Here is a 25,793-nt window from a genome sequence, read left to right as displayed (position 1 = left end):
CGAGACCATGTCTGCGAATGTAACCATCGTCATCCCCGCGCGCTTCGCTTCGCAGCGCTATCCGGGAAAGCCGCTGGCCGAGCTGACCGGCTGCACGGGAGAGGCGAAGAGCCTGATCCGGCGCTCCTGGGAAGCCGCCCAGCGCGTGAGCGGCGTATCGCGCGTGCTCGTCGCCACCGACAGCCCCGAGATCGTCGAAGCCTCGACCGCGTTTGGCGCGGAAGTGATCGACACGTCTTCTTCCTGCCGCAACGGCACCGAACGGTGCGCCGAAGTGCTCGAAGGTCTTAGCGAAGAACCGGACCTGGTGGTGAACCTGCAAGGCGATGCGCCGCTGACCCCGGCCTGGTTCGTCGAAGGCCTGATCGAGGCCATGCTGGCGGATCCGGACCTTGCCGTGGCAACCCCGGTGGTCCGCGTCGGGCGCGACCTGCACGCCAAGCTGGAAGCCGACGAGCGCAAGGGCATTGTCGGCGGCACTTTCGCGGTGGCCACGGCAGCGGGCCGGGCGCACTATTTCTCCAAGCGGATGATCCCGCATTTCGACATTGGCCGGATCGACGGCGACCAGCTGCCGCTGTTCCTGCACATCGGCCTCTACGCCTACCGGCCGGCAGCGCTGCGCGCCTATGCCGCGGCGCAGCCGAGCGAGCTGGAGCAGCTCGAAGGACTGGAGCAATTGCGCTTCCTCGACCTCGGCATGCCGATCAGGATCGTCGAAGTCGCCTCGCCCGACTGGGAAATCTGGGAGCTCAACAACCCCTCCGATATCCCGCATATCGAAAAGGCCCTGCAGATCATGGGCGTCGAATGAGCCTCGATCCGAAGTATCGCGTCCTGTTCTGCGACCTGTGGGGCTGCGTCCACAACGGCGTCGCGCCCTTTCCCGGCGCGGTCGACACCTTGCTGGGGTGGAAGGCGGAAGGCCGCACGATCGTGTTCCTCACCAATGCCCCGCGTCCCGCCCATGCCGTGGTCGAGCAGCTGGAAAGTCTCGACATCCCCGCCGATTGCTACGACGGCGTGGTGAGCTCGGGCGATGCCGCGCTGGCCTATCTGGCCGAGCGCGAAGCGGCGGAGCAGATGGTCTTTGTCGGGCCGGAGCGCGACCGGAAGGTGCTGCTGGAAGAGGGCCTCACGTTCGGCGACAGCGGCGATATCGTCTGCTGCGGATTCGCCGATGATCGCCCCAACGACATGGCCGGCGTTGCGCCGCTGCTGGAAGCAGGTGCGGCGCGCGGGGCGGAGATGGCCTGCCTCAACCCCGACCTGTTCGTGATCCGCGGCGGCAAGAAAGAGCTGTGCGCGGGTGCCATTGCCGAGGAATACGCGGCGCTTGGCGGCAAGGTCACCTACTTCGGCAAGCCCTATGCCCCGATCTACGACCGCGCCATGGCCGTGGCATCGCAGGCTGCGGGCCGTACGGTATCGAAAGAAGAGGTCGCCGCCATCGGCGACAATGCCAAGACCGATCTCCGAGGCGCGATCGACTACGGCCTCGCCTTCGCTTTCATCTCCACCGGGGTCGAAGCGGTGGAAGAAGGGGCCGAAGCGGGCCTTGCTCGGGCAAGACACCTATTCGCAGGCGAGGCCGATGCTGATAAGGCGCTGCTGATCGCTGCGGTCGAGGACCTGGCAGCACTTTCCTGAACCCATCCCAGAACACGATTTAAGGCAGTACCATGCAACTTTGCGGACATTCCATCGGGCTCGACCAGCCGTTCTTCCTGATCGCCGGCCCCTGCGTGATCGAGAGCGAGGACATGGCCCTGCGCACCTCCACCGCGCTGAAGGAAATCACCAACCGGCTGGGAATCCCGTTCATCTACAAGAGCTCGTTCGACAAGGCGAACCGCACCTCGGGCAAGAGCTTTCGCGGGCCGGGTCTCGATGAAGGGCTGGAAATCCTCGCCAAGGTGAAGCGCGAAGTCGGCGTTCCCGTGCTCACCGACGTGCACGAGAAGGAGCAGGTCGCTTCGGTCGTGCAGGTTGTCGACGTGATGCAGACGCCCGCTTTCCTTGCGCGGCAGACCGATTTCATCAGCGAGGTCGCGAAGTACGATACGCCGGTGAACATCAAGAAGGCTCAATTCATGGCGCCGGGTGACATGGCCAACGTGGTCGAGAAGGCACGCGATGCGGCGAAGGCTGCTGGCGGCACCGGCGAGAACATCATGGTCTGCGAACGCGGGGCCTCGTTCGGCTACCAGAACCTGGTTTCCGACATGCGCAGCCTGGCGATCATGCGCGAGACGGGCTGTCCGGTGGTGTTCGACGCCACCCATTCGGTGCAGCTTCCGGGCGGCAAGGGTACGTCCTCGGGCGGGCAGCGCGAATTCGTGCCAGTGCTGGCGCGCGCAGCCGTCGCCGTCGGTATCTCCGGCCTGTTCATGGAAACGCACCCGAACCCGGCCGAAGCCATGTCCGACGGGCCCAATGCCGTGCCGCTCGACAAGATCGAGGGCCTGCTGCAGACGCTCAAGACGCTGGACGATACGGTGAAGTCGCAGCCCTTCGCCGAAAACGATTTCGGCTAGTACCGCCTACAGCCGCAGGTCGGCCTCTTCGGCCGTGAAGAGGTGCTTCAGGTCGTAGAGCAGGTGGCCGTCGCGTCCGAAGGCGCGGATCGCATCGACGCCCATGGCGCGGTACTCGCTGTGCGCCACGGCCAGCAGGATGGCGTCGTAGTGCCGTGACTTCGGTTCGGCTGTCAGCGTGATGCCGTAATGGGCTTCCGCCTCGGCGGGGTCGGCGCGCGGATCGTGCACGTCGACCTCGACGTTGAAGTCACGCAGCTCGTCGATCACGTCGACCACGCGGGTGTTGCGCAGGTCGGGGCAGTTTTCCTTGAAGCTGAGGCCCAGCACCAGCACCTTCGCACCGTTCACGCTTATATTGCTGCGCAGCATGGCCTTCACCAGCTCGCCCGCGACATAGGTGCCCATCCGGTCGTTGATGCGGCGGCCCGCCAGGATCACTTCGGGATTGTAGCCGATCGATTCGGCCTTGTGGGTCAGGTAGTAGGGATCGACGCCGATGCAGTGCCCGCCGACTAGGCCGGGACGGAACGGCAGGAAGTTCCACTTGGTGCCCGCCGCCTCCAGCACGGCCTGCGTGTCGATGCCCAGCCGGTTGAAGATCAGCGCCAGCTCGTTGATCAGTGCGATGTTGAGATCGCGCTGGGTGTTCTCGATCACCTTTGCCGCTTCGGCCACCTTGATGCTTTCGGCCTTGAAGGTGCCGGCCTTGATGATCGAGGCGTAGAGCTGGTCCACCATTTCGGCGACTTCGGGGGTCGAGCCGGAGGTGACCTTGAGGATATCGACCAGCCGGTGCTCCTTGTCGCCCGGATTGATGCGCTCGGGCGAATAGCCGCAGTAGAAATCGCGGTTGAATGTGAGGCCCGATGCCTTCTCCAACACGGGCACGCATTCTTCCTCGGTGGCGCCGGGGAAGACCGTGCTTTCGAACACGACCACATCGCCCTGTTTCAGTGCGGCGCCGACCAGTTCGCAGGCACCCACCAGCGGGCGCAGGTCGGGGCGTTTGTGCTCGTCGATCGGCGTGGGCACGGTGACGATGAAGATCGACGCGTCGCGCAGGTCGCCAGCGGCATGGGTGAATTGCAGCTGCCCGGCCTCGGCCAGTTCGTCGGCATCGACTTCGCAGGTACGGTCGAAGCCCTTCTCCAGCTCGGCGATGCGTCCGGCGTCGATATCGAAGCCGATGACGGGGCGCCGCTTGCCGAATTCGACCGCCAGCGGCAGGCCGACATAGCCGAGGCCGAGGATCGCGATCCGCTTGTCTTCGTGTGTCATTGCGCTGTTGCTTCGCCTTATTTGTGTCCGCGAGCCAATGGGATATTTGAAACGGCGCTTGCCCTAATGCGTGATCGTCGCGGGTCCAAGAGCTTAATCGGTGATAGCGCTCATCCCGGTGATGTCTGCAATGGCCCTGCGATAGGCATTGGCCACGTGCGCCACGTCATATTCGCGCACCATCTTGTCGCGGCCTTCCTGGCCCATGGTCGCCCATTGTTGCGCTTCCATGTCGAGGAAGCGGCGCATGGCCGAGGCGAGGCTTTCGGCATCGCGGACCGTGCAGAGCAGGCCGTTGCTGCCGTCATCGACGATGTCGTGGCAGCCCGGTACGTCGCTGGCGATCAGCGGGCGTCCGATGGCCGCAGCCTCGATCAGTGTGCGGGGTGCACCCTCGCGATAGGAAGGCAGGACCACGCAGTGCGCCTGCTCGATATGCGGCCGCACGTCGTCGCTCGGGCCAAGGTATTCGATGCCGTGGGTCCGCTCCCATTCGTGCGCCTGTTCGGCGGAGAAGGCCGTGCGATTCTCCGATCCTGCCGGGCCCAGCAGCAGGAAGCGCGTGCCGGGGTGGCTTTCGCGGACCATCTTCGCCGCTTCGACATATTCCACCACGCCCTTGTCGCGCAGCAGGCGCGCGATCATCAGGAACTGCACCGGGCCATCGTGGGCGGGCATGGGAGCCTGGGCGAAATGCACGAGGTCGATGCCCGAACCGGGGACCACGACGACCTGGTCTTCCCGCACAAGGTTCAGACCGGTGAACAGCGCCGAATCGTCGCGGTTCTGGAAGAAGACGAGCGGGCAACCGGCGAAGGATACGCGATAGAGCAGGTGCGCCACACGTTGCAGGAACTTGCCCGAGAGGAAGGCAGTGCCCAGTCCGGTGACATTGGGGATGAAGGGAATCCCCAGCAGCCGCGCGGCGATAGAGCCGAACGTGTTGTTCTTGATCGTGAAGCCCAGAACCAAGTCGGGCCGCAACTGCCGGAAGGCGCGGAACATGGCGAAGAACAACCCCAGTTGCGCGAAGGGGTTGAGGCTCTTGATATCCATTTCGAGCGGATGAAACTCGCAGCCGAGATCGACCAGCCTGTCGACTGCTTCGTCGCTCGGGGCGAGCACCGTCACCCGGTGACCGTCGGCCAGCAGGGCAGTAAGCATCTGGCGGCGGAAGTTCCACATGTTCCAGGCCGCATTCACCGTTGTGACGATATGCAGGCGGCGCGTGGCAGCACTGTCGGCCTGACGGGCAGCAATGTCTGATTGCGGAAGGTTCATGGACGCTTTCGGTCGCGGCAGGACGGGTTTGCAGGGCGAGGCGGCGGAACAGCCGCATGGCCACCCCGCAAGTGACTGATAGCGGTTGTGCCGGGGCACTCAAGACAGAAGCCGGAGGGGCGGGAACATATGTCTGGCATTCACACAAGGCTTGCGAAGGCTAAGGGGGGATGCCACCGTAGAATTGAGTTCTTCACAACCCCTTGGGGCCACAAGCTGAATGCCAAATTCCACGACAATGGAAGGCCAGCCGCGCGATGCTGCGGCCTTCGATCTGGCGCTTTTCTACGCAGTTTGCGCGTTCACCGCGCTGCTCGGAGGCAGCTCTCGCTATGACCTGATGCAGATCCCCATGCTGCAGGCGGGCCTGTGGGCCATGCTGGCTGTCGCTATCGTGCGCATGCGCGGCGTGCCCTTTGCGCGCGGCCTGTTGGTGCTCGCCGTGGTCTATGCCGGCTGGTTGGTGCTGCAGGTGATCCCCTTGCCGCACAGCCTGTGGATCATGCTGCCGGGCCGTGAAGCGCTGGAGAACGTCGAGACCGCACTCGGCAGCCACCATGCCCGGCCTTTCTCCATGGCGCCCAGCCGCACCCTGAATGCCTTGGGAGGATTCGCCGCCGTGCTCGCGCCGCTGGTGGCCGCGATCAACCTTGGCCGGTCCGCTCCCAAGCAAATCGTCATCGTGCTGATCGCGATTGCTGCGGTTTCTTCGGTGCTGGCATTGTCGCAGGTACAACTTGGCAGTCCCTACCTCTATTCGATCACCAATACCGGCAAGCCGGTGGGCCTGTTTGCCAATTCCAACCACTTTGCCGTCTGTACCGCGGTGATGATCGTGGTGCTGGGCTATGTTGGACGTTTTGCCGCGCCGAAACTGCAGCCGGCGGCGGCCATCCTTGCCTTGCTGTTGGTGGTATCGGTACTGCTCGGCCCGTCGCGCGCCGGCCTGCTTACGCTGGTGGTGGCGATCATGGCGCTGGGCCTGTTCATGGTCCAGAACCTGCCTGCCGAAAAGCTGCTGGGTGGCCGGGTGCGCGCCTCGACCCTCGTCGGGGTTGCCGGTGCGGGTGGTCTGGTGGTGCTGGTCTTGGCAATGGCCAATTCCGACCAGGTGCCGGCGCTGGACCGCCTGCTGGCGAGCGACACTTTCGAAGACATGCGCTTTGCCATCCTGCCGACCCTGCTGGAAATGATCGGCGAATTTGCGCCGTTCGGTTCGGGCACGGGATCGTTCGAGAATGTCTATTACATGTTCGAAACCCGCGAGAACATGGAAGCGAGCTACGTCAACATGGCGCACAACGACTTGCTCCAGGTCCTGATCGAGGGCGGGGCTGTCGTGCTGGGTTTCATCCTCACCGCCGCTGTCATCGTGTATCGCACCGTGATGTCGCTCTTGCGCCGTCACGAGGCTCCGCGCCCGCTGTTGATTTGCGTCGCCGCCATCACGCTTATCGTTGTCATGGCGAGCGCCGCCGACTACCCGCTTCGGGCGCCGCTGTTCCAGGCCAATATTACCTTGCTGCTGGTCGCACTTTCGGCGTTAGCGGCAAAGGCTAGGCAGGAGGCGCAAGGTGCGCGGAAACAGGGAGGCTGGCAGTGAAGGCCCGGGCCCCCCACGGCGCCCCGACCGTTATAAAGGGCAGGGAAGGTGTTCCCCTGCATTGTGAGCAGTATATAGGCGACCTGCGGCTGAGCCTGCATGGAACGCCGACACGGATTGGCAAGGTAGTGAACTGAGTATGGCAACTGATTCCAACATCTATCCAGGCGAACGCCTCGATGGCGACGCAGGCGGCGAGGGCAACAAGCCCATCCTGATCGATTTTGTCCGCCTGTGGCAGCGTGTCATCCAGTATCGCTATTGGATCGCGGCATTCCTTGTCAGCGTGATCGTGACGGCGGTGATCATCACCATGCTGCAGACGCCCTATTACCGCTCGACCGCGCAGATCGAGATCAACCGCGTCGACGCGGGTGCAAGCCAGTCCGCTGGCGAGGGCGATTTCGTGGTCGAGGAGCGCGACGCGCAATACTACAACACCCAGTACGAGCTGCTGCAGACGCCCTCGGTTGCGGAGCGCGTCAGCGATGCCCTCAACCTCGCGCGCGATCCCGTGTTCAACGATGCCTTTGCCGGCAGTGACAGCGAGGTCGGCGAGCAGCGGATCATCACGATACTGCTGGACAGCGTGACTATCACCCCGATCCGCAATTCGAACCTCGTGGACATCGGCGTTTCCAGCCCGGACGCCGCTCTTTCTGCCGAGATCGCCAATGCCTGGGCGGAGCAATTCCTCGAGATGAACTACGAGAAGCGTTTCGGCGATACGATCCTCGCCCGCGAGCGGCTGGAGGGGCAGCTGGCTGAAATGCGCGTGCAGCTGGAGCAATCCGAGGCACAACTGAACGAATTCGCCAGCGACAACGAGATCATCGTCATCGACACGACTTCCGAAGCCGGTGAATCGGGGCGGAGCACGATCCTGGCCAACCAGCTCGAAGCCATGAGTTCGGCGCTTGCTGATGCCACCATCCGCCGCATTTCCGCACAGTCCGCGCTGCAGTCACGCAATGCTGATCGTGGCGGCCAGCGTGTGTCAATTCAGCAACGTATCGCGGAAACCGAAGCCGAACTTGCGAACCTTCGCACCACGCTTGGACCTGCACACCCGAGCGTGCTGGCGCAGGAAGCCGAGTTGCGTTCGCTGCGGGCGTCGCTCGACAATGCCGGTTCGGATGCCCGCGAGGAGCGCCAGGCGGCCTACCAGCAGGCCCTTGCAGAGGAACAGGAGCTGCGGGCCCGCTACGAGGCAGCAAAGTCGCAGTACCTCGGCCAGCAGGGTCGCGGCGTGGGCTACGGCATCCTCGAGCGTGAGGTCGATACCAACCGCCAGATCTACGATGCGCTGCTGCAACGCTACAACGAGCTCGGCCTCGTCGGCACGGGTCGCAACAATATGGCACTGGTAGAACAGGCGCGTCGTGCTCCTGGGCCGTACACGCCTTCGCTGCCGCGCAACCTGGCGATTGCCTTCGGGCTCGGCCTGGTTGGCGTTGTCGGCTTCGTCTATGTCAGCGACATGCTGGACCAGACGGTACGCGATCCCGACGAAGTGGCGCGCCAGTTCGGCCTCCGCCTGCTCGGACTGATCCCGGATGCGAGCGACATGCCTATCGAAGACGCGTTGCTCGACAAGCACTCGGCATTGTCTGAGGCCTACGCCTCGGCGCGTGTCGCCATGCAGCTCTTGCCCGATGAGACGCCAACCAAGTCGCTGATGCTCACCAGTTCACGACCGGCAGAGGGCAAGTCGGTCAGTTCGGTGGCACTGGCGAAGAGCTTTGCCGAAGTGGGCGAACGCACCGTCTTGGTCGATCTCGACCTGCGCCGCCGCGGCGTCAGCCAGATCCTTTCGATGAACCCCTCGGATATTGGCATTGCCCGCTACCTGTCGGGCACAGCCGAGGCCCCGACCCTGCGGCACCAGGAAGAACACGGGTTCGACTTCATCGGCTCCAATTCCAACGCGAAGAACCCGGTTACCCTGTTGTCGTCGCCCAAGCTGGCGGTGTTGCTGCGCGACCTGGCCAAGAACTATGACCGCATCGTGGTCGATGGACCGCCGGTCCTCGGCCTGGCTGACGCGATCGAGCTGTCGCGCATGGTGGACGGAGTGGTCTACGTGGTGGAGGCCAATTCCGGCACCAACCGTGCGATCCGCCTTGCCCTGTCGCGCCTGCGCGGTGCCTCGGCCAATATCATCGGCGGCATCCTGACCAAGCTCGATGAACGCAATGCGGCCTACGGTTACGGCTACGGGTACGGCTACGGTTATGCCTACGAGCCGAAGACCTGATCGACACGGGAGGAGGCAGTATCGTGTTGCGCAAGGCCATCGCCATCGTTCTCACGGTCGCCATCGGCATGTTTGCCCTTGGCAATGCCTTGTCCAATGCGCTTTCCCGCAAGAGCCCGGAAGCAGCCGCACCGCTGTCCGTCTATTCGGCGGATGCGCACCTGCAGCTTGCCATGCAGGAAATCGGGTCCGGCGCGGCCGACGGGACGCTCGACGTCACCAGGGCCCAGGACCAGGCGATGCAGGCCTTTGCGCGCGACGGGTTGGCGACCGAGGCGGCGGCCATCCTTGCGCTGGCGCAGGAGGATGCCGACCAGCGGGCGGCAACGCTCGATGTCATTGACGACCTGTCCCTGCGCGGGCGCTTGCTCAACTTCGGCCTGATGCAGTCGGCTGCAGAGGCGGGCGATGACGAAGCTGCGCTGGCGGCGCTCGACCGGCTCATGGTGCTCTATACGAATGTCCGCAGCCAGCTGATCCCGGCAATGGCCGAATATCTGCAGGACGAAAGTACGATTCCCGCTTTCGAGCAGATCCTGCGGGCCGATCCCGAATGGGCAGGGTCGCTCTTCTCTTATCGCGGCGGCGGCCCCGCTTCGGTCGGCGCGCTGGGCAGGTTGCGGGTTCGGCTGGGCGACCAGGTTACGATCGAGCCTGCGGCGGACAGGCAGCTCTTGCGCAGCCTCGTAAACGCCGATCAATGGGACGAAGCGACTGCGCTCTACGCCTTGCTCGGCGGCTCTGGCAACGCGACGGGCGGCAACCCTGACCAACTGGACTGGGCCAACGCCTTCCCGCCGTTCGAATGGCAATTGGCGGACGAGCGCGATTTCCATGCGCGGCCGAGCCTCGACGGTTCCGATGTCGCCGTACGCATCGATAGTGGCCGGGGCGGTGACTTTGCCACGCGGCTGGTCTCCTGGCCCGAAGGCGCCACCCACCTGTGGATCGAACACACGATGGAGCCGATCGCCCAGCTATCCGACATGAGTGTGCGGCTGACCTGCGCCGAGACGAACCAAGTGCTCGTGGAAGCCGAGTTCATGCCGTCTGTTACCGCGGCGCAGCTGCCGCAGACCGATTGCCAGTGGATCGAGATCGCGCTGGCCGGGCGGGCATGGACGGGGCGCACAGGCCTGTCCGGCGAGATCACCGAAATCCGTTTCGGGAGCTGATCAGCTTGCCGACTTGAGCAGGGCCTCGCGCTCTTCGACATACCAGTGCATCGCCGCTGCCAGCCCTTCACCGATCCGGTGCGTGGGGCTGTAGCCGATAGCGCCGCTGGCCTTGTCGATGCTGGCCAGCGAATGGCGTACGTCGCCCTTGCGGAAATCGGCGTAGACCGGGTCCTTGTCGTAATGGATCTGGTACTCGCGCAGGGCATCGCGGATGGCGCCGAACAGTTGGTTCAGCGACGTGCGATCACCCACGGCGACATTGTAGACTTCCGCCTTGCCCTGTTCCTGGAAAATCGCCGCGCGCAGGTTGGCCTGCACGGCATTGTCCACGAAGCAGAAGTCGCGGCTGGTCTCCCCATCGCCGTTGATCGTCACGTCCTCGCCGCGGATCATCCGGTCGGTCCACTTGGGGATTACCGCGGCATAGGCGCCTTCGGGGTCCTGCCGCGGGCCGAAGACGTTGAAATAACGCAGCCCGGTGGAGCCGAAATCGTAGGACCGCTCGAAGATCTGCGCGTAGATCTCGTCGAAATACTTGGTTGCCGCATAGGGTGACAGCGGGTTGCCGATGCGTTCCTCGATCTTGGGCAGGTTCGGCTCGTCGCCATAGGTCGAGCTGGATGCCGCGTAGACGAAGGCCTCGCAGCCGTTCAGCCGCGCGGCATTGAGCATGTTGAGGAAGCCGGAGACGTTCACGTCGTGGGTGGTCTCCGGATCGTCGAGCGAGCGCGGGACCGATCCCAGCGCGGCCTGGTGGAGCACCATGTCGATCCCGTCCATCGCCTGCGCACAGGTTTCGCGGTCACGGATATCGCCTTCGATCAGGCGGAAGTTCTCCCACGCCGCGCCCACTTTCGAAGCCACGTGCACCAGGTTGTGCCGGTGGCCCGTGGCGAAGTTGTCGAGCCCGGTCACCCGCTGGCCCAGCAGCAGCAGGGCCTCGACGATATTCGATCCGATGAAGCCCGCGGCGCCGGTGACCAGCCAGTGGCGCTGCTGGCCTTCGATCCGGGCTTTCAATTCCTGCTGGCTTTCCAGCGCGAACCAGTTTTGCGGTGTGATGGACATGGCTGCTCCGTAGAGCGCGACTTGCGCCGGTTCAATCGGCCAGTTCCCGATTGCTGCGATTGGCTGTTGAGTGGAGCCTGCGCTCGCTTGAACCGAATCGGGCGGCTCCCTAACTCCAGTGGCCGCACAGAAGGATTCGCGCCGTCATGACCACCCACACCACCCGCATGCTCATCATCGGTTCCGGCCCCGCCGGGCTGTCTGCCGCCATCTATGGCGCACGCGCAGGGATGCAGCCGATCGTGGTGCAGGGCCTGCAGCCGGGCGGCCAGCTGACCATCACCACCGATGTCGAGAACTATCCCGGCTTTGCCGATGTCATCCAGGGCCCCTGGCTGATGGAGCAGATGACCAAGCAGGCCGAAGCCGTCGGCACGCGGATGATGTGGGACACGATTGTCGACGTTGACATCGCGAACGGCTCCCCTTTCCGCGCCGTTGGCGACAGCGGTGACGAATACGTGGGCGACGTCCTGGTGATCTCCACCGGTGCCCAGGCCAAGTGGCTGGGCGTTCCGGGCGAGCAGGAACTGGGCGGCAAGGGCGTTTCGGCCTGTGCCACCTGCGACGGGTTCTTCTACCGCGGCAAGAAGGTGGCCGTGATCGGCGGCGGCAACACCGCCGTGGAAGAGGCGCTCTACCTCACCAACCACTCCGACGACGTGACCCTGATCCACCGCCGTGACGAACTGCGCAGCGAGAAGATCCTGCAGGACCGCCTGTTCGCCAATCCCAAGATCTCGACGCTGTGGAACAAGACCGTCGAGCGGTTCGTGGCGGGCGAGGACGGCAAGCTGCACCACCTCGAACTGGTCGATACGGTGACGGGCGAGAAGTCCACATTGGAATGCGACGGGGCTTTCGTCGCCATCGGCCATGCCCCGGCGACCGAGCTGTTCAAGGGCAAGCTGCCGATGGACGCTGGCGGCTACCTGGTGGTCGAGCCGGGCACGCCCAAGACCGAGGTCCCCGGCGTCTTCGCTTGCGGCGACGTGATGGACCACACCTACCGCCAGGCCGTGACGGCCGCGGGCACCGGCTGCATGGCTGCCCTCGACGCCGAGCGGTTCCTGGCGGCGAAGGAGCACGCGGCGCTGGAGGCCGCGGAGTAGCCACCAGCATCGACTTCGGCTGCGAAGTGCCCTTGGCGAGGGCTGGCGGCCCCTCGGCTGGCGCCCGCCCAAAGCGGTTTCAAAGGTAATTTTAAAAGCCGTTGTGCAGCCTTTGCGGCGGCGATACGCACCCGCGCTGTTGGCGGCAGGCCGATTCCTGCCGCCCGGTCGCAGCAGGAGTGGTTCGTAGATGGTTGAAGATCGCGTGTTGATAGCAGGGGCGGGTATTGCCGGGCTTACCCTTGCGCTGACCCTGCACGAGATCGGCGTGCCATGCGTAGTGCTCGAAAGCGTGCGCGAACTGCGCCCCTTGGGCGTTGGCATCAACATCCAGCCCAACGCCGTGCGCGAACTGGAAGACCTCGGTATCGGCTCTGCCGAGATGGACGAAGTTGGCATCCCGGCGCGCGAGTGGGCGCTGGTGGGCCTCAACGGGCGCGACATCTATTCTGAAGCGCGCGGCAAGCTGGCGGGTTACAACTGGCACCAGTATGCCGTCCATCGCGGCAAGTTCCACCTGATGCTCTATCGCAAGGTGATCGAGCGGCTCGGCGCGGATGCCGTCAAGTTGGGGCACAAGGTCAGCGGCTACCGCAAGGAGGCGGATGGTTCGGTCACCGCCCTGGCGCACAAGGCTGACGGCTCGACCGCGGAATTCGCCGGCTCGCTGCTGTTCGGGGCCGAGGGCATCCATTCCGAAGTGCGCGCGCAGATGCACCCGGACCAGCCGGAGATCCACTGGGGCGGCACGATCATGTGGCGCGGCACCGCGCGCAGCGTGCCGATCCGTTCGGGCTCCTCGTTCGTCGGGCTCGGCACCAGCCGCCACCGGGTGGTGTTCTATCCGATCTCGCACCCTGACGAGGACGGGATGGCAGATATCAACTGGATCGCCGAGAAGACTTTCGACGACACCCACGACTGGACCAAGTCGGGCTGGTTCCGCGAAGTCCACCTCGCCGATTTCGCGCATGATTTTTCCAGCTTCGTCTACGACTGGTTCGACCTGCCAACGCTCCTGCAGCAGTCGGACGTGGTCTACGAGAACCCGATGATCGACCGCGACCCGCTGCCCACCTGGGTCGACGGGCCGGTGGCCCTGCTGGGCGATGCCGCGCATCCGATGTATCCCACGGGCTCCAACGGCGCATCGCAGGCGATCGTCGATGCCCGGGTGATCGGACAGCTGATGCTCGAACATGGCGTCAATCCTGCCATGCTGCGCGCCTATGACGAGAAGCTGTGCGGCCCGGTGGGCGGCCTTGCCCTGCGCAATCGCGGAGCAGGTCCGTTCGGCCTGCTGAACATGGTGGAGGATCGCTGCGGCGGCACCTTCGACAACATCGATGATGTCATCCCCGCTGCCGAGCGCGCGGAATTCATGCTCGCTTACCAGCGTGCCGCCGGCTTCGCCCGCGAAACGCTGAACGCCGCGCCGCGCACCATTCCCGCAGGCGCGCGGGTGGAGCAGGTTACCGCGTGACGATCGCGCTCGAACATGCCTGCGACTTCACCGTCGAACTGTCCCCGCCGCACGAACTGGGCAGCTGCGACACCGGTGTGCGGCGGATCATCCCGATCGTGGGCGGCGCGGTCAGCGGGCCGCTGATCAATGGCCGGATACTCGACGTCGGCGCGGACTGGCAGACCGTCACGCACAATGGCGTGGCCGAACTGGACGCGCGGTACGGAATCGAAACCGATGACGGGGCCATGATCGAAGTGGTCAGCCGCGGCATTCGCCACGCTTCGCCCGAGATCCATGCGCGCATCGCTGCCGGGGAGGAAGTGCCACCTTCCGAGTACTACATGCGCACGGCAATCCGCCTCGACAGCGGACACCCGGACTATGCCTGGGTCGGCAAGTCGCTGTTCCTCGCGCGTGGCGGCAAGGTCGGCTCCACGGTAAGGCTGGCGGTCTACCGCGTAGCCTGAGCGGCGCTAGAACTTCGAGAAATCGGGCGCGCGCTTTTCCATGAATGCTGTGAAGGCCTCGCGCGCTTCGGCACTTTGCAGGCGTTCGGCAAAGACCTGCGCCTCGCGCACGATCACCGCGTCGATGGCGTCGAAATCGCGCATCAGCGCCTTGGTCGCCTGCACCGCGCCCGGCGGCATGGCGGCAATTCCTGCTGCCAGCTTGGCCACGGCCTCGTCGAGCGCGGCGTTCGGCACGACCATATTGGTCATGCCTGCCGCCAGCGCCGCTTTCGCATCCATGGCCTGCCCCAGCGCCAGCATCGAGAAGGCCTGCCGGTGACCGACCAGCTGCGGCAAGAGCACGCTTGAGGCGGCTTCGGGGACCAGCCCTAGCCCGACGAAGGGCGTGGTGAGCAGGGCATCCTCTGCCAGCACCACCTGGTCGCAGTGCAGCAGCAGGGTAGTGCCGATGCCTACCGCGCGGCCCTGTACGCCCGCCACCAGCGGCTTGGGGAAGCGGCCGAGCAGGCGGATGAATCGGAAGACATTGGCCTCGGCCACGTTGCCGCCGCTCGCCGCGGCAAGGAAATCGCCGAGGTCGTTGCCCGCACAGAACATGTCGCCATTGCCGCGGATCACCACCACGCGCACTGCCGCATCGTCCCGCGCCGCTTCCATGGCATCGGACAGCGCGCCGTACATGGCATCGGTCAGCGCGTTCTTCTTGTCGGGCCTGTTGAGCGTCAGCGTCAGCACGCCGCCTGCCTGTTCGGTTATGACGTGCTCGCTCATGACCTACTCCTGCTCGTTGTCGCCCGGATCGTGCTCGTGGCGGCCGAAGTCCGGCCGCGCATCGTCCTGACCCTGTTCGATGATCCGGCGGCGGATCGCCCGGGTCTTGCTGAACTGGTCGAACATCATCTCGCCGTCGCCCGCCCGGATGGCTTCGCGCATCATGCCGAGATCGGTCAGGAAACGGTCCATCATCTCCAGCACGGCCTCCTTGTTGTTGAGGAAGACGTCGCGCCACATGGTCGGGTCGCTGGCGGCAATGCGGGTAAAGTCACGGAAGCCACCGGCCGAATACTTGATCACCTCGCCGCGCGTCACTTCCTCCAGGTCGCTGGCCGTGCCGACGATGGTATAGGCGATGAGGTGGGGGATGTGGCTGGTCACCGCCAGCACCATGTCGTGGTGCTGCGCATCCATGATCTCGACCGTCGAGCCGAGCGCCTTCCAGAACTCCGCGAGATCGTCGACCTTGCCCTGCGGTGCATGTTCGGGCGGGGTGATGATGCACCAGCGATGGTGGAACAGGCTGGCAAAGCCCGCGTCGGGACCGCTCTGCTCGGTGCCCGCGACAGGGTGCGCGGGGATGACGACGTGATCGGGCAGGGCGGCGGAGAGTGCTGCGGCAATCGACTGCTTGGACGAGCCGACGTCGCTGATAACGGCATCGGGGCGGAGGCCGGGGGCAATAGCTTCGGCGGCGGACCCCATGGCGCCCACCGGGACACACAGGATGACGAGGTCAGCGCCCTGCACGGCTTCGGCGGGATCGTCGGCAATCGTTGCGCACAGGCCGCGCTCGCGTGCCCGCTCGCGCACCTTGGGGTCGGCATCGAAGCCGCTTGTGGCTATGCCGGGCAGGTGCTCTTGCGCGGCGAGGCCAATCGACCCGCCGAGCAGGCCGAGGCCGATGATGGCGACTTTCTCAAAGCTCATTCGAACCGCCCGCCAGCCCTGCCAGCAGGTCGGCAATCTCGTCCATCTGCGCGCGCGTTCCCACGGTGATGCGCAGGCAGGAATCAAGTTCGGGCAGGTGCCGCACGGCATAGCCGGCGCCCGCGATAGCATCCTGCGCAGCCTTTGCCGTCACCTCGCCACCGAATTGGACGAGCACGAAATTCGCCTCGCTCGGCACGACCGCAACCCCGCGATTGCCCAGCATCTGCATTCGCCGGGTAAAGCGTTCGCGCACCTCGGCGTTGTGGACGCGGCTTGCCTCGACGAAGTCCTGGTCGCCCAGCGCGGCCACGGCAGCGCGCTGGGCGCTGGCGGTGACGTTGAACGGCCCGCGAATGCGGTTGAGCGCGTCGATCAGGTGCGGCGCGCCGGTGGCCCAGCCCACGCGTTCGGCGGCAAGTCCGTAGATCTTGGAGAAGGTGCGGGTGACCAGCACGTTCTCGTGTGCCGCTGCCAGCGCGAAGCCGCCGTCCTCGTCTTCGGGAGCGACATATTCGGCATAGGCCTGGTCGAGCACGAACAGGACATCCTCCGGCAGCCCGGCGTGCAGCTTGGCCACGTCTTCCCGCGGCAGGTAGGTGCCGGTGGGGTTGTTGGGGTTGGCCACGAAGACCACGCGGGTGTTCGGCGTGACGGCAGCCAGCATGGCGTCCACGTCGGCGCGGAAATCGCGGTCATCCACTTCCACCGGCGTTGCGCCGCAGCGGCGCGTGGCAATGGGATAGACGGCGAAGCTGTTACGGCTGAACAGTACCTCGTCGCCCGGTCCGGCAAAGGCCTGCACCGCCAGGTTGAGCAGTTCGTCGGACCCCGTGCCGCAGACGATCCGGGCGGGGTCGATGCCGTGCAGTTCGCCGATGGCCGCGCGCAGCTCCTTTGAGTCCGGATCGGGGTATCCGGCCGGCTTGCCAATGCTCGCCAGGGCCGACAGTGCAGCCGGCGAAGTGCCCAGCGGGTTCTCGTTGGCGGACAGCTTCACCAGCGGCTTGCCGTCAGCACCGGCGCTCTTGCCGGGCACATAGGCATGGATTGCCGCCACATAGGGCTTCATCGTCGGGCGAGACATGGTCTGGTGAGTCTGGCGATTGTCTTCGGTCACGGAAAGGGCGCATAGCGGCCATTTACGGCGATTGACAGCCTGCTTCGCCTCCCCCAATCGGTGGCGCACTGATCATGGCGACGACTTCCACCACCTCCTTCCGCAGCGTGACGCTCGATGCGCCGCTTCCGCTCGACAGCGGACGCGAGCTGGCGGGCGTGCAGGTGGCCTATGAAACGGCGGGCGAGCTGGCGGCGGACAAGTCCAACGCGATCCTCATTTTCCACGCGCTGACGGGCGACCAGTTCGTGGTCGGTCAGCATCCCGTAACGGGCAAGCCCGGCTGGTGGGAGCGCATGGTCGGCCCCGGCAAGCCGATCGATACGACCCGCTACCACGTGATCTGCGCCAATGTGGTCGGCTCGTGCATGGGTTCGACCGGCCCGGCCAGCCTCGGCGCGGACGGCAAGCCCTACGCCATGAATTTTCCCGTCATCACCATCCGCGACATGGTGCGCGCGCAGATGATGCTGCTCGATGCGCTGGGGATCGAGACGCTGCACGCCGTTGTCGGCGGGTCGATGGGCGGGATGCAGGCACTCTCCTGCGCAGCCAATTTCCCCGACCGGGCGAGCCGTGTGCTGGCGATTGCCACCACGGCGCGGCATTCGGCGCAGAACATCGCCTTCCACGAGATGGCGCGGCAGGCGATCATGGCCGATCCCAACTGGCGCGGCGGCGACTACTATGATGGCCAGAGCCCGGACAAGGGCCTCGCCGTGGCGCGCATGGCGGCGCACATCACCTACCTGTCGGAGGAAGGGCTGACCGAGAAATTCGGCCGCCGCCTGCAGGACCGCGACGCCAAGAGCTTCGGCTTCGATGCGGACTTCCAGGTGGAAAGCTACCTGCGCCACCAGGGCCTGTCCTTCACCGACCGGTTCGACGCCAACAGCTATCTCTATATCACCCGGGCGATGGACTACTTTGACCTCGCGGAAGAGGCGGGCGGCCTGCTGGCCGATGCCTTCGTCGGGGCAAAGGAGACGCGCTTCTGCCTCGTCAGCTTCGACACCGACTGGCTCTACACCACGGCCGACATGCGCGAGGTCGTCCACGCGCTCAATGCCGTCGCAGCACCAGTGAGTTTTGTCGAATTGTCGGCGCCTTACGGTCACGACAGCTTCCTGCTCGACGTGCCCGCGCTGGACCAGGTGGTCACGGGGTTCATCGCATGAGCCTGCGCCCTGACCTTGCCAAGATCGCCAGCCTCGTGCCGCAAGGCGCGCGGGTGCTTGACGTGGGCTGCGGTGACGGCGCGCTGATGGCCGAACTGCAGGCGCAGAAGGGTTGCGACGCGCGCGGGATGGAGATCGACGCCGAGGAAGTGGCCAAGGCCGTCGCCCGGGGCCTGAGCGTGGTGCAGGGCGATGCCAACCGCGACCTGGCCGACTATCCCGACGGTGCCTTCGACGTCGCCATCCTCAGCCAGACCTTGCAGACGGCGGCGCGGCCGGACTGGCTGCTCGACCAGCTGCTGCGCGTGGGGCGCGAGGCTTTCGTCAGCTTCCCCAATTTCGCCTACTGGCGCATGCGCCTGTCGCTGCTGACCAATGGCAGGATGCCGGTAACGCGGCACCTGCCCGTCAGCTGGTACGAGACCGACAACATCCACCACCTGACCGTCGCCGACTTCCGCGAATTCCTCGACGCGCGCGGGGTGGAGGTGAAGGGCTGCTGGTTCTTTGCTGCGGGTCGGGAGATTGGTGGCAGCAACGCCAACTGGCGCGCGGAGCATGCGGTGTTCCGGCTGAGCAGGTGAGTGACTGCTCGTGGCCCGATTGCAGACGTTCGGCAAGATGGTCACTTCAAGCTACTCTTGAGGCTCTTGTGAACGATCTCGCATTCGCGAGCCTCTACAATCTCAATTTTTTAACCGGTTAAGCGCAGGGTCTCCCTACGAGGCTATCAACGTGACCAGATGGCAGGTCGCCAGAGGGATTTAGAATGCGTAGGTCGTTCAACTTAAACAGGGATTTCGAAGAAACGAGAGTTCAGGCTTCGCTTGATCGTATGATTAAGCACTGTGCCGATGAATTTGGCAGCGAGATCGCGCTCGTTTCGCTCGTTGACGAAGTGACCCAAACCTTCATCGCTACGCATGGAACTGAGCTCAAGGGCACGCCCCGAGAGTTCTCATTCTGCCGCTTCGTGGTTGAGAGCGAAGAAGGCATGCTCGTGAATGACGCGCGACAGGACGAGCGCTTTGCAAAGAATCCGCTTGTGCTCGGTGCACCGCATATCCGCTCATATGCCGGATCTCCCATCACGAATTCCGCGGGTAAGGTCATCGGGGCCCTGTGCCTTATTGACAAAGCTCCGTGCAAATTCCCCCCCGAGACGTTGGAAGTACTTGGGCGCTACGCAAGCGGCGTGAACGACATGATCCGTTTGCACGAAACTTCGCTGCAGTCTCGGCGCATGGCTGAAGAGCTCCAGGTCAAGAATGATAATCTTCGCTCAGCAAACCGCGTGTTCAGGCAAGCGGAGCGGATCGCCAGGATCGGTTCGTGGGAGGTCGAGATCGATAGTGGCAAGCTCTTCTGGTCCGAAGGCGTCTATCGCATCCATGGTTTGGAGCCAGGCAGGGACATTACTCTTGAAGAGGCTGTGTCATTTTATGACGAGTCCGATCAACTGACAGTGGCGGCGTTCGTCCAGAGCGCCATCAAGGAGCGCGGCTCTTTCGAGTTCGAAGCGGTCCTGAGCCTTCCGAACGGAGAAGCAAAGCCGGTCCACAGCAGCGGTGAATACCTGGAAAACGACGGTGAACGGCCCGCTCGGCTCGTCGGAGTCATTCGTGACATATCCTCCCAATACGAAGCCCGATCTGCGCTGGAACATGCCGCCAATCACGATAGTCTGACCGGACTGCCCAATCGACATGCCTTCGATCGGATGCTGCAAAGCCGTTTGCGGAAGCATAACCAGAAGGGCCAGGAAGTCATATTGATCATCTTGGACCTCGATGGGTTCAAGGACATCAACGACACTTTCGGTCATATCGCGGGGGATATCGTTCTCGAGGAAGCTACAATACGGATGCGGTCAGTGGCTCTGGAAGGCGTGATGCTGGCACGTTGGGGGGGCGACGAGTTCGTGGCCGTGCTGCCGGAGGGAACGAGTGTTCAGGGGGCAATCGATTACGCTCACGCGATGATCGAGACAATCGGCACTGACACTGATATCGGTGGCAGATCGGTTTCCCTGGGTGCGTCATGCGGCATTGCCAGGTCCAGGAGGGAAGTCGGGGCACGGGAACTGATCCGCCGTGCGGATACTGCCCTTTACCACGGCAAGAAAAGCAATCCCGGCGGCGTAACCGTTTACAGTTCTGAATTTGAAGCAGAAAATCGGCATCGCCAATTCGCAATAAGCGAAGTCAAAGCCGCGATCCGAAACGACCGACTCTTTGCCGGCTATCAGCCTATCGTCGACTTGGAAACGGGTGAGTATCTGGGCTTCGAAGCGCTCCTGCGCCTGCACTCGCGCACCAATCAACGCCTTGCGGCTACCGAAGTGTTACCCGCGCTGCTGGATCCGGCGATCTCGCGGCAGGTAAGCCGCAAGATGACAGAGTTCGTCGCCGCCGAGGTCACAACCTTATTCGAGCATTTTCCCGACCTTCGCTTTGTCAGCCTCAATGCCACCGAAAGCGATTTGCTGGATCCCCACTTTGTCGAGAGGTTTCTGGCTTCGTTCAGGAGCCACGGCGTCGACCTTGGACGGATTGTGCTCGAGGTGACCGAGACCATGCTCCTGGTCAATGATCCCTCCGCCGTCAGGAAGGTTCTCCGGGAACTGAGTTCGGCGGGAATCAAGGTTGCGCTGGACGATTTCGGCACAGGGTTCTCATCATTGAGCCACCTGCGCGATTTTCCGATCGACAAGGTGAAGATTGACCAGAGTTTCGTTCAAGGCATGGTTTCAGAGCAAGATTCCAGAATCCTCGTGCAGGCAATCATCGGAATGGCGAGGAGCCTGGGCAAAAAGGTCATTGCCGAGGGAGTGGAAACCCAAGCGCAGCGCAGCCTGCTCTTGCAGATGGGTTGCTCGGTCGCTCAAGGGTTCTTGTTCAGCCCCGCGCTCGACGTCGGCCAGATTATACTCCGTTCGCAGCACAACTGTTCCAAGAGGCACGGAAAAGCGCGAGCAGCCTGAGAATACCATGCGAGGGCTAGGTTGAACGAACGGAGGTTTCGCAAGTCGGGATCGTTTCCTGACCGGCCAGGCAATCTCCAAACCCCAACGAAGGGGCTTGGTTGATCTTCTTGAGGGCTGCCTCCCAGCCGCTAAGCGCCATTCACACAGATCACGCTGTCATCGCGCGCGAGGCACCACAGGCTGAGGCCTGCCGCCTTGGCGCGGTCGACGGCCATCGAGGTGGGTAGCGAGATCGTGACCAGCCGCGTTGCGCCAGCGCGCACGGCCTTCTCGACGATCTCGTAGGAACAGCGCGCGCTGGAGAGGATGAAGCCGTCCGCCGCGTCCTGCCCGGCGGTGGCGAGGGCGCCGACCAGCTTGTCCATGGCGTTGTGGCGGCCCACGTCCTCGCGGGCGTGGAGGATCATGCCGTCGGGCGTACAGAAGGCGGCGGCGTGGGCGGCGCCGGTCTGCTTGGTCAGCGGCTGGTGATCGCGCAACTTGCCGAGCGCGGCGAAGATCGCCTGCGGGTCCAGCGCTGCATGTGCGGCAACGGGCGGCAGCGGCGTGCTGACGGCTTCGAGGTTCTCGATCCCGCACAGGCCGCAGCTCGATTCGGCAACGCGGGTGCGCACGCGTTCGGTCAGCTTCTCGATACCGAGGCCCGACAACTGTGCGCGGACAATCCAGCCCTTCTCGACTTCGACCACGGCGATGTCGGCGATGTCGGCGGGAGTTTTGGCGAGCCCCTCAGTCAGGGCAAAGCCGCGCGCGAAATCATCGAGGTCCGACGGCGTTGCCATCATCACCGCATAGCTGAGGCCGTTGAACTCCAGCGCGACAGGGACTTCGGGCACCCATGAGCGCTCTGCCGGGGCAGAGCTGCCGTCCTTGCGGACTTCTATTGGGTTATCCGGCATCCGAGCTGACGAGGCCGTGGGTATTGGAGAATTCCGTCGCGCGCGTCTGCGAGCCGGGGTGGCCCTTTTCGTAGAGGTGCGCGATGGCCTTCGCCGCGACGTCGTCCAGCCCGCTGCGGTCGCCATCGAAGATGCAGGCCTTCATCCGCGGGTCCCAGAAGCTTTCGATGTGGTCGGCCGTCGCCAGAACCGCCTTGTCGTGACCCAGCGCCATGAAGTTCTTGGCGATCTGGTTGGCGAAGCGGGTGACCGTTTCGAGCTGGCTCTTGCTCATTCTGCGGGCTCCATTTCGCTGTCCTGGATCCGGCGCGATTTCTCGGACCAGCTTTCATAGCTTTCCTGCCAATCGGTCGGGCCGTTGGAGGCCGTCACCTGCACCGCCGTCACCTTGTATTCGGGGCAGTTGGTGGCCCAGTCGGAGAAGTCGGTGGTGACCACGTTGGCCTGCGTCGCCGGGTGGTGGAAGGTGGTGTAGACCACGCCCGGAGCCACGCGGTCGGTGACCTTCACCCGTAGCGTCGTCTCGCCGGTGCGGCTGGACAGCTTGGTCCAGTCGCCGTCCTTGAGGCCGCGGTTCTCGGCATCGACCGGGTGCATTTCCAGGAGGTCTTCCGGGTGCCACACGGTGTTGGCCGTGCGCCGCGTCTGCGCGCCGACATTGTACTGCGACAGGATGCGGCCCGTGGTGAGCAGCAGCGGGAAGCGCGGACCGGTCTTCTCGTCGGTCGGCACGTAGTCGGTGACCACGAACAGGCCCTTGCCGCGCACGAAGCCTTCGATGTGCATGACGGGCGAGCCGTCCGGGTGCTTCTCGTTGACCGGCCACTGGATCGAGCCGCGCTCTTCCAGCATTTCCCACGACACACCGGCAAAGCTGGGCGTCAGGCGGGCGATCTCGGCGAGGATTTCCTTCGGGTGGCCGTAGTTCCAGTCCGCGCCCAGCGAGTTGGCGAGCAGCTGGGTAACCTGCCAGTCCTCGTAGCCGCCATTGGCCGGTTCCATCACCTTGCGCACCGGCTGGATACGGCGTTCGGCATTGGTGAAGGTGCCGTTCTTCTCGAGGAAGGTGGAGCCCGGCAGGAAGACGTGGGCGTAGTTGGCGGTCTCGTTGAGGAAGAGATCGTGGACGATCACGCATTCCATCGCAGACAGGCCGTCGGCCACGTGCTGGGTATTGGGATCGGACTGCAGGATGTCCTCGCCCTGGATGTAGATGGCCTTGAAGCTGCCATCCACGGCGGCATCGAGCATGTTGTTGATGCGCAGGCCCGGGTTCGGGTCGAGCGACACGCCCCAGTCCTTTTCGAACAGTTCGCGCGTGGCACCGTCCGACAGGTGGCGGTAGCCCGGCAGTTCGTGGGGGAAGGAGCCCATGTCGCAGGCGCCCTGCACGTTGTTCTGCCCGCGGAGCGGGTTCACGCCCACGCCCTTGCGGCCGATGTTGCCGGTGCACATGGCAAGGTTGGCGATGGCCATGACGGTCGAGCTACCCTGCGAGTGCTCGGTCACGCCGAGGCCGTAGTAGATCGCGCCGTTGCCGCCGGTGGCATAGAGGCGTGCGGCCCCGCGCAGGTCTTCCGCGGGCACGCGGGTGACAGCTTCCAGCACTTCAGGCGAGTGGCGTTCTTCGGAGACGAAGGCGGCCCATTCGGCAAAGGCATCGGTGTCGCAGCGTTCCTGGACGAACTTCTCGTCGACCAGCCCTTCGGTCACGATCACGTGGGCCATGGCGGTGAGCACGGCGACATTGGTGCCGGGCTGCAGTGGCAGGTGGTGCGCGGCTTCGACGTGCGGGGTGCGCACGAGATCGATGCGGCGCGGGTCGATCACGATCAGCTTGGCCCCTTCGCGCAGGCGCTTCTTGAGGCGGCTGGCAAAGACGGGGTGGCCGTCGGTCGGATTGGCGCCGATCACCAGCGCGACGTCGGTGTGCTGGACGCTATCGAAGTCCTGCGTACCGGCCGAGGTGCCGAAGGTCGTTTTCAGGCCATAGCCGGTGGGCGAGTGGCACACGCGGGCGCAGGTATCGGTGTTGTTGGAGCCGAAGACGGCACGGATGAGCTTCTGCACGAGGAAGGTTTCCTCGTTGGTGCAGCGGCTGGACGTGATGCCGCCCAGCGCGGTGGCGCCGTGTTCTGCCTTGATCGACTTGAGCTTGCCCGAGGTGAAGGCCAGCGCCTCTTCCCAGCTCACTTCGCGCCACGGGTCCTGGATGGAATCGCGGATCATCGGTGAGGTGATGCGGTCCTGGTGGTTGGCATAGCCGTAGGCGAAGCGGCCCTTCACGCAGCTATGGCCGCGGTTGGCCTTGCCGTCCTTGTAGGGGACCATGCGCACCAGCTGTTCGCCGCGCATTTCGGCGCGGAAGGTACAGCCGACGCCGCAATAGGCGCAGGTGGTGACCACCGAACGTTCGGGCTTGCCGATTTCGGTGACGCTCTTTTCCATCAGCGCGCTGGTGGGGCAGGCCTGCACGCAGGCACCGCAGCTGACGCATTCGCTGGAGAGGAAGTTGTCCTCGTCCTGCCCGGCGGAGATGACGCTGGCAAAGCCGCGTCCGTCGACGGTCAGCGCGAAAGTGCCCTGCACCTCGCCGCAGGCGCGCACGCAGCGGCTGCAGACAATGCACTTGTCGGGCTGGAAGGCGAAATAGGGGTTGGAGGTGTCGTCGACCGTGTCGAGGTGGTTCGCACCTTCGTAGCCGTAGCGCACGTCGCGCAGGCCGACAGCGGCGGCCTCGTCCTGCAGTTCGCAGTCGTTGTTGGCGCTACAGGTGAGGCAGTCGAGCGGGTGATCGGAGATGTAGAGTTCCATCACTCCGCGGCGCAGCTTCTCGAGGCGCGGGGTCTGGGTCTTCACCACCATGCCATCGGCGACCGGCGTGGTGCAGCTGGCGGGTGTGCCGCGCGCACCTTCGATCTCGACCAGGCACAGGCGGCAGGAGCCGAAGGCCTTGACGTTATCCGTGGCGCAGAGCTTGGGAATATGGCCGCCGCTCTCGCTGGCAGCGCGCATGACGCTGGTACCCGCGGGCACGGTCACTGCGCGACCGTCGATCGTCAGGGTGACCTTTTCGGTCGACTGCGATTCCGGGGTGCCGAAATCCTTGGGTGCTTCATATCCCATGGTCTTGCTCCATCGCCGCAAGGTCTGCGGGCGTATTGATATTTGCTGGCGCGTAAGAGGCTTTCACGCCGCGCGCATTGGCGGCCTTTGCGAAAGCCAGCATCGAGTGGCGTCCTTCACTCTGGAGGAGGCCTGAAACGATTGCGGCGCTGTTGCTTTTCCAATGCCCTATGACGGGCTGCGATTCAAGGTAAGCCGAAGGCGGCGACAAGTCATCAAGCAGGCTGTCGGGCAGGGCGACCGAGTCGACCCCGCAGGTCAGCACCGAGTCGTAATCCTCGTCCTCGGCGTAGCGCAGGGCGGCAGCGATGCCGCCCAGCGGCCCCATGTCAGCGTGGGGCCAGTCGGGAATGGTCGGCGCCGGGGCATGTTCGCGCCCGACGACGATGACATGGTCGGCCAGGCCGGAGAGGGCGTCCACCGCGCGCGCGATCAGCGTATGCCCCTGCAATTCGGCGAGCGCCTTGTCGCTGCCGAACCGCGAGGACTTGCCGCCTGCGAGGACTGCCCCCAAAATCACTTCAA

General features: G+C 64.4%; 22 protein-coding genes. 12 read left to right on the top strand and 10 right to left on the bottom strand.

What is annotated here, in order from left to right:
- Positions 1-7 precede the first annotated feature (7 nt).
- The 3 genes from AAEO60_RS12750 to kdsA are packed head-to-tail and all read left to right on the top strand — an operon-like array spanning position 8 to position 2,537.
- On the top strand, positions 8-814 hold the full coding sequence (locus AAEO60_RS12750) for a 3-deoxy-manno-octulosonate cytidylyltransferase (protein WP_341674088.1): 807 nt from the start codon (positions 8-10) through the stop codon (positions 812-814).
- Complete coding sequence (locus AAEO60_RS12745) at positions 811-1,650, top strand: TIGR01459 family HAD-type hydrolase (RefSeq protein WP_341674087.1); 840 nt, start codon at positions 811-813, stop codon at positions 1,648-1,650. Before AAEO60_RS12750 ends, AAEO60_RS12745 begins: the two co-directional genes overlap by 4 nt.
- A gap of 32 nt (positions 1,651-1,682) precedes the next feature.
- Positions 1,683-2,537, top strand: a complete 855-nt coding sequence (kdsA, locus tag AAEO60_RS12740; RefSeq protein ID WP_341674086.1) for a 3-deoxy-8-phosphooctulonate synthase — start codon at positions 1,683-1,685, stop codon at positions 2,535-2,537.
- 6 nt (positions 2,538-2,543) lie between these two features.
- Here the strand turns inward: kdsA and tviB are convergent, their stop codons facing one another.
- Both tviB and AAEO60_RS12730 read right to left on the bottom strand, forming a co-directional pair.
- Positions 2,544-3,818, bottom strand: coding sequence for a Vi polysaccharide biosynthesis UDP-N-acetylglucosamine C-6 dehydrogenase TviB (gene tviB / locus AAEO60_RS12735; RefSeq protein WP_341674085.1), 1,275 nt, complete (start codon positions 3,816-3,818; stop codon positions 2,544-2,546).
- A 93-nt stretch (positions 3,819-3,911) separates the two neighbouring features.
- Entirely contained in the window at positions 3,912-5,099 is a 1,188-nt protein-coding gene (locus AAEO60_RS12730; RefSeq protein ID WP_341674084.1) for a glycosyltransferase family 4 protein, read from the bottom strand.
- 220 nt (positions 5,100-5,319) lie between these two features.
- On the opposite strand from AAEO60_RS12730, the gene AAEO60_RS12725 reads away from it, so the two are divergent.
- The 3 genes from AAEO60_RS12725 (at position 5,320) to AAEO60_RS12715 (ending at position 10,134) form a co-directional block, all read left to right on the top strand.
- A complete protein-coding gene (locus AAEO60_RS12725; RefSeq protein WP_341674083.1) occupies positions 5,320-6,702 on the top strand; it encodes an O-antigen ligase family protein in 1,383 nt (460 codons plus the stop codon).
- 139 nt (positions 6,703-6,841) lie between these two features.
- A complete protein-coding gene (locus tag AAEO60_RS12720) occupies positions 6,842-8,959 on the top strand; it encodes a GumC family protein (RefSeq protein WP_341674082.1) in 2,118 nt (705 codons plus the stop codon).
- Between the two features lie 23 nt (positions 8,960-8,982).
- Positions 8,983-10,134 carry a hypothetical protein gene (locus AAEO60_RS12715; RefSeq protein ID WP_341674081.1) on the top strand — a complete coding sequence of 384 codons (1,152 nt, stop codon included), beginning with the start codon at positions 8,983-8,985 and terminating at the stop codon, positions 10,132-10,134.
- On the opposite strand, the gene AAEO60_RS12710 is transcribed toward AAEO60_RS12715, so the two are convergent.
- Positions 10,135-11,205 carry an SDR family oxidoreductase gene (locus AAEO60_RS12710; protein WP_341674080.1) on the bottom strand — a complete coding sequence of 357 codons (1,071 nt, stop codon included), beginning with the start codon at positions 11,203-11,205 and terminating at the stop codon, positions 10,135-10,137.
- 146 nt (positions 11,206-11,351) lie between these two features.
- Here AAEO60_RS12710 and trxB point away from each other — a divergent pair, with 146 nt between their 5' ends.
- From trxB to AAEO60_RS12695, 3 genes are all read left to right on the top strand, one after another.
- Positions 11,352-12,317 carry a thioredoxin-disulfide reductase gene (gene trxB, locus AAEO60_RS12705; RefSeq protein ID WP_341674079.1) on the top strand — a complete coding sequence of 322 codons (966 nt, stop codon included), beginning with the start codon at positions 11,352-11,354 and terminating at the stop codon, positions 12,315-12,317.
- A gap of 190 nt (positions 12,318-12,507) precedes the next feature.
- Positions 12,508-13,800 (top strand): flavin-dependent oxidoreductase, encoded by a 1,293-nt coding sequence (locus AAEO60_RS12700; protein ID WP_341674078.1) that lies wholly within the window; start codon positions 12,508-12,510, stop codon positions 13,798-13,800.
- Positions 13,797-14,252: a DUF3237 domain-containing protein gene (locus AAEO60_RS12695; RefSeq protein WP_341674077.1), complete on the top strand. Its 456-nt coding sequence runs from the start codon at positions 13,797-13,799 to the stop codon at positions 14,250-14,252. Before AAEO60_RS12700 ends, AAEO60_RS12695 begins: the two co-directional genes overlap by 4 nt.
- A 6-nt stretch (positions 14,253-14,258) precedes the next feature.
- On the opposite strand, the gene AAEO60_RS12690 is transcribed toward AAEO60_RS12695, so the two are convergent.
- The 3 genes from AAEO60_RS12690 to hisC are packed head-to-tail and all read right to left on the bottom strand — an operon-like array spanning position 14,259 to position 17,046.
- The gene (locus AAEO60_RS12690) at positions 14,259-15,026 is read right to left on the bottom strand and encodes an enoyl-CoA hydratase (protein ID WP_341674076.1); all 768 of its coding nucleotides are present in this window, start codon (positions 15,024-15,026) and stop codon (positions 14,259-14,261) included.
- 3 nt (positions 15,027-15,029) lie between these two features.
- Positions 15,030-15,959, bottom strand: coding sequence for a prephenate/arogenate dehydrogenase family protein (locus AAEO60_RS12685; protein WP_341674075.1), 930 nt, complete (start codon positions 15,957-15,959; stop codon positions 15,030-15,032).
- Positions 15,949-17,046: a histidinol-phosphate transaminase gene (gene hisC / locus AAEO60_RS12680; protein ID WP_341674689.1), complete on the bottom strand. Its 1,098-nt coding sequence runs from the start codon at positions 17,044-17,046 to the stop codon at positions 15,949-15,951. Before hisC ends, AAEO60_RS12685 begins: the two co-directional genes overlap by 11 nt.
- A 107-nt stretch (positions 17,047-17,153) precedes the next feature.
- Between hisC and metX the strand changes: the two genes are divergently transcribed.
- From metX to AAEO60_RS12665, 3 genes are all read left to right on the top strand, one after another.
- On the top strand, positions 17,154-18,257 hold the full coding sequence (gene metX, locus AAEO60_RS12675; protein ID WP_341674074.1) for a homoserine O-acetyltransferase MetX: 1,104 nt from the start codon (positions 17,154-17,156) through the stop codon (positions 18,255-18,257).
- On the top strand, positions 18,254-18,841 hold the full coding sequence (gene metW / locus AAEO60_RS12670; protein ID WP_341674073.1) for a methionine biosynthesis protein MetW: 588 nt from the start codon (positions 18,254-18,256) through the stop codon (positions 18,839-18,841). Before metX ends, metW begins: the two co-directional genes overlap by 4 nt.
- A 185-nt stretch (positions 18,842-19,026) precedes the next feature.
- Entirely contained in the window at positions 19,027-21,240 is a 2,214-nt protein-coding gene (locus AAEO60_RS12665) for a sensor domain-containing phosphodiesterase (protein WP_341674072.1), read from the top strand.
- Between the two features lie 131 nt (positions 21,241-21,371).
- On the opposite strand, the gene fdhD is transcribed toward AAEO60_RS12665, so the two are convergent.
- Genes fdhD through mobA form a run of 4 tightly spaced genes read right to left on the bottom strand, consistent with a single transcriptional unit; the run spans position 21,372 to position 25,788 of the window.
- Positions 21,372-22,142, bottom strand: coding sequence for a formate dehydrogenase accessory sulfurtransferase FdhD (gene fdhD, locus AAEO60_RS12660; protein ID WP_341674071.1), 771 nt, complete (start codon positions 22,140-22,142; stop codon positions 21,372-21,374).
- Positions 22,132-22,416 carry a formate dehydrogenase subunit delta gene (locus tag AAEO60_RS12655; RefSeq protein ID WP_341674070.1) on the bottom strand — a complete coding sequence of 95 codons (285 nt, stop codon included), beginning with the start codon at positions 22,414-22,416 and terminating at the stop codon, positions 22,132-22,134. Before AAEO60_RS12655 ends, fdhD begins: the two co-directional genes overlap by 11 nt.
- On the bottom strand, positions 22,413-25,268 hold the full coding sequence (fdhF, locus tag AAEO60_RS12650) for a formate dehydrogenase subunit alpha (protein WP_341674069.1): 2,856 nt from the start codon (positions 25,266-25,268) through the stop codon (positions 22,413-22,415). The genes AAEO60_RS12655 and fdhF overlap by 4 nt, the downstream gene beginning before the upstream one ends.
- Positions 25,258-25,788 carry a molybdenum cofactor guanylyltransferase gene (gene mobA / locus AAEO60_RS12645; RefSeq protein ID WP_341674068.1) on the bottom strand — a complete coding sequence of 177 codons (531 nt, stop codon included), beginning with the start codon at positions 25,786-25,788 and terminating at the stop codon, positions 25,258-25,260. The genes fdhF and mobA overlap by 11 nt, the downstream gene beginning before the upstream one ends.
- Positions 25,789-25,793 lie beyond the last annotated feature (5 nt).

This window comes from Aurantiacibacter gilvus, from assembly GCF_038289935.1.
Taxonomy (GTDB): domain Bacteria; phylum Pseudomonadota; class Alphaproteobacteria; order Sphingomonadales; family Sphingomonadaceae; genus Alteraurantiacibacter; species Alteraurantiacibacter gilvus.
The sequence above is the reverse complement of the archived record's forward strand: the minus strand, read 5'-3'. Positions and strand labels throughout refer to the sequence as shown.

What these genes read in the sequence shown, in the direction of transcription:
- AAEO60_RS12750 (WP_341674088.1), top strand. Translation starts at nt 8, where the DNA reads ATGTCTGCGAATGTAACCATCGTCATCCCCGCGCGCTTCGCTTCGCAG.
- AAEO60_RS12745 (WP_341674087.1), top strand. Translation starts at nt 811, where the DNA reads ATGAGCCTCGATCCGAAGTATCGCGTCCTGTTCTGCGACCTGTGGGGC.
- kdsA (WP_341674086.1), top strand. Translation starts at nt 1,683, where the DNA reads ATGCAACTTTGCGGACATTCCATCGGGCTCGACCAGCCGTTCTTCCTG.
- tviB (WP_341674085.1), bottom strand. Translation starts at nt 3,818, where the DNA reads ATGACACACGAAGACAAGCGGATCGCGATCCTCGGCCTCGGCTATGTC.
- AAEO60_RS12730 (WP_341674084.1), bottom strand. Translation starts at nt 5,099, where the DNA reads ATGAACCTTCCGCAATCAGACATTGCTGCCCGTCAGGCCGACAGTGCT.
- AAEO60_RS12725 (WP_341674083.1), top strand. Translation starts at nt 5,320, where the DNA reads ATGCCAAATTCCACGACAATGGAAGGCCAGCCGCGCGATGCTGCGGCC.
- AAEO60_RS12720 (WP_341674082.1), top strand. Translation starts at nt 6,842, where the DNA reads ATGGCAACTGATTCCAACATCTATCCAGGCGAACGCCTCGATGGCGAC.
- AAEO60_RS12710 (WP_341674080.1), bottom strand. Translation starts at nt 11,205, where the DNA reads ATGTCCATCACACCGCAAAACTGGTTCGCGCTGGAAAGCCAGCAGGAA.
- trxB (WP_341674079.1), top strand. Translation starts at nt 11,352, where the DNA reads ATGACCACCCACACCACCCGCATGCTCATCATCGGTTCCGGCCCCGCC.
- AAEO60_RS12700 (WP_341674078.1), top strand. Translation starts at nt 12,508, where the DNA reads ATGGTTGAAGATCGCGTGTTGATAGCAGGGGCGGGTATTGCCGGGCTT.
- AAEO60_RS12690 (WP_341674076.1), bottom strand. Translation starts at nt 15,026, where the DNA reads ATGAGCGAGCACGTCATAACCGAACAGGCAGGCGGCGTGCTGACGCTG.
- AAEO60_RS12685 (WP_341674075.1), bottom strand. Translation starts at nt 15,959, where the DNA reads ATGAGCTTTGAGAAAGTCGCCATCATCGGCCTCGGCCTGCTCGGCGGG.
- hisC (WP_341674689.1), bottom strand. Translation starts at nt 17,046, where the DNA reads ATGTCTCGCCCGACGATGAAGCCCTATGTGGCGGCAATCCATGCCTAT.
- metX (WP_341674074.1), top strand. Translation starts at nt 17,154, where the DNA reads ATGGCGACGACTTCCACCACCTCCTTCCGCAGCGTGACGCTCGATGCG.
- metW (WP_341674073.1), top strand. Translation starts at nt 18,254, where the DNA reads ATGAGCCTGCGCCCTGACCTTGCCAAGATCGCCAGCCTCGTGCCGCAA.
- AAEO60_RS12665 (WP_341674072.1), top strand. Translation starts at nt 19,027, where the DNA reads ATGCGTAGGTCGTTCAACTTAAACAGGGATTTCGAAGAAACGAGAGTT.
- fdhD (WP_341674071.1), bottom strand. Translation starts at nt 22,142, where the DNA reads ATGCCGGATAACCCAATAGAAGTCCGCAAGGACGGCAGCTCTGCCCCG.
- AAEO60_RS12655 (WP_341674070.1), bottom strand. Translation starts at nt 22,416, where the DNA reads ATGAGCAAGAGCCAGCTCGAAACGGTCACCCGCTTCGCCAACCAGATC.
- fdhF (WP_341674069.1), bottom strand. Translation starts at nt 25,268, where the DNA reads ATGGGATATGAAGCACCCAAGGATTTCGGCACCCCGGAATCGCAGTCG.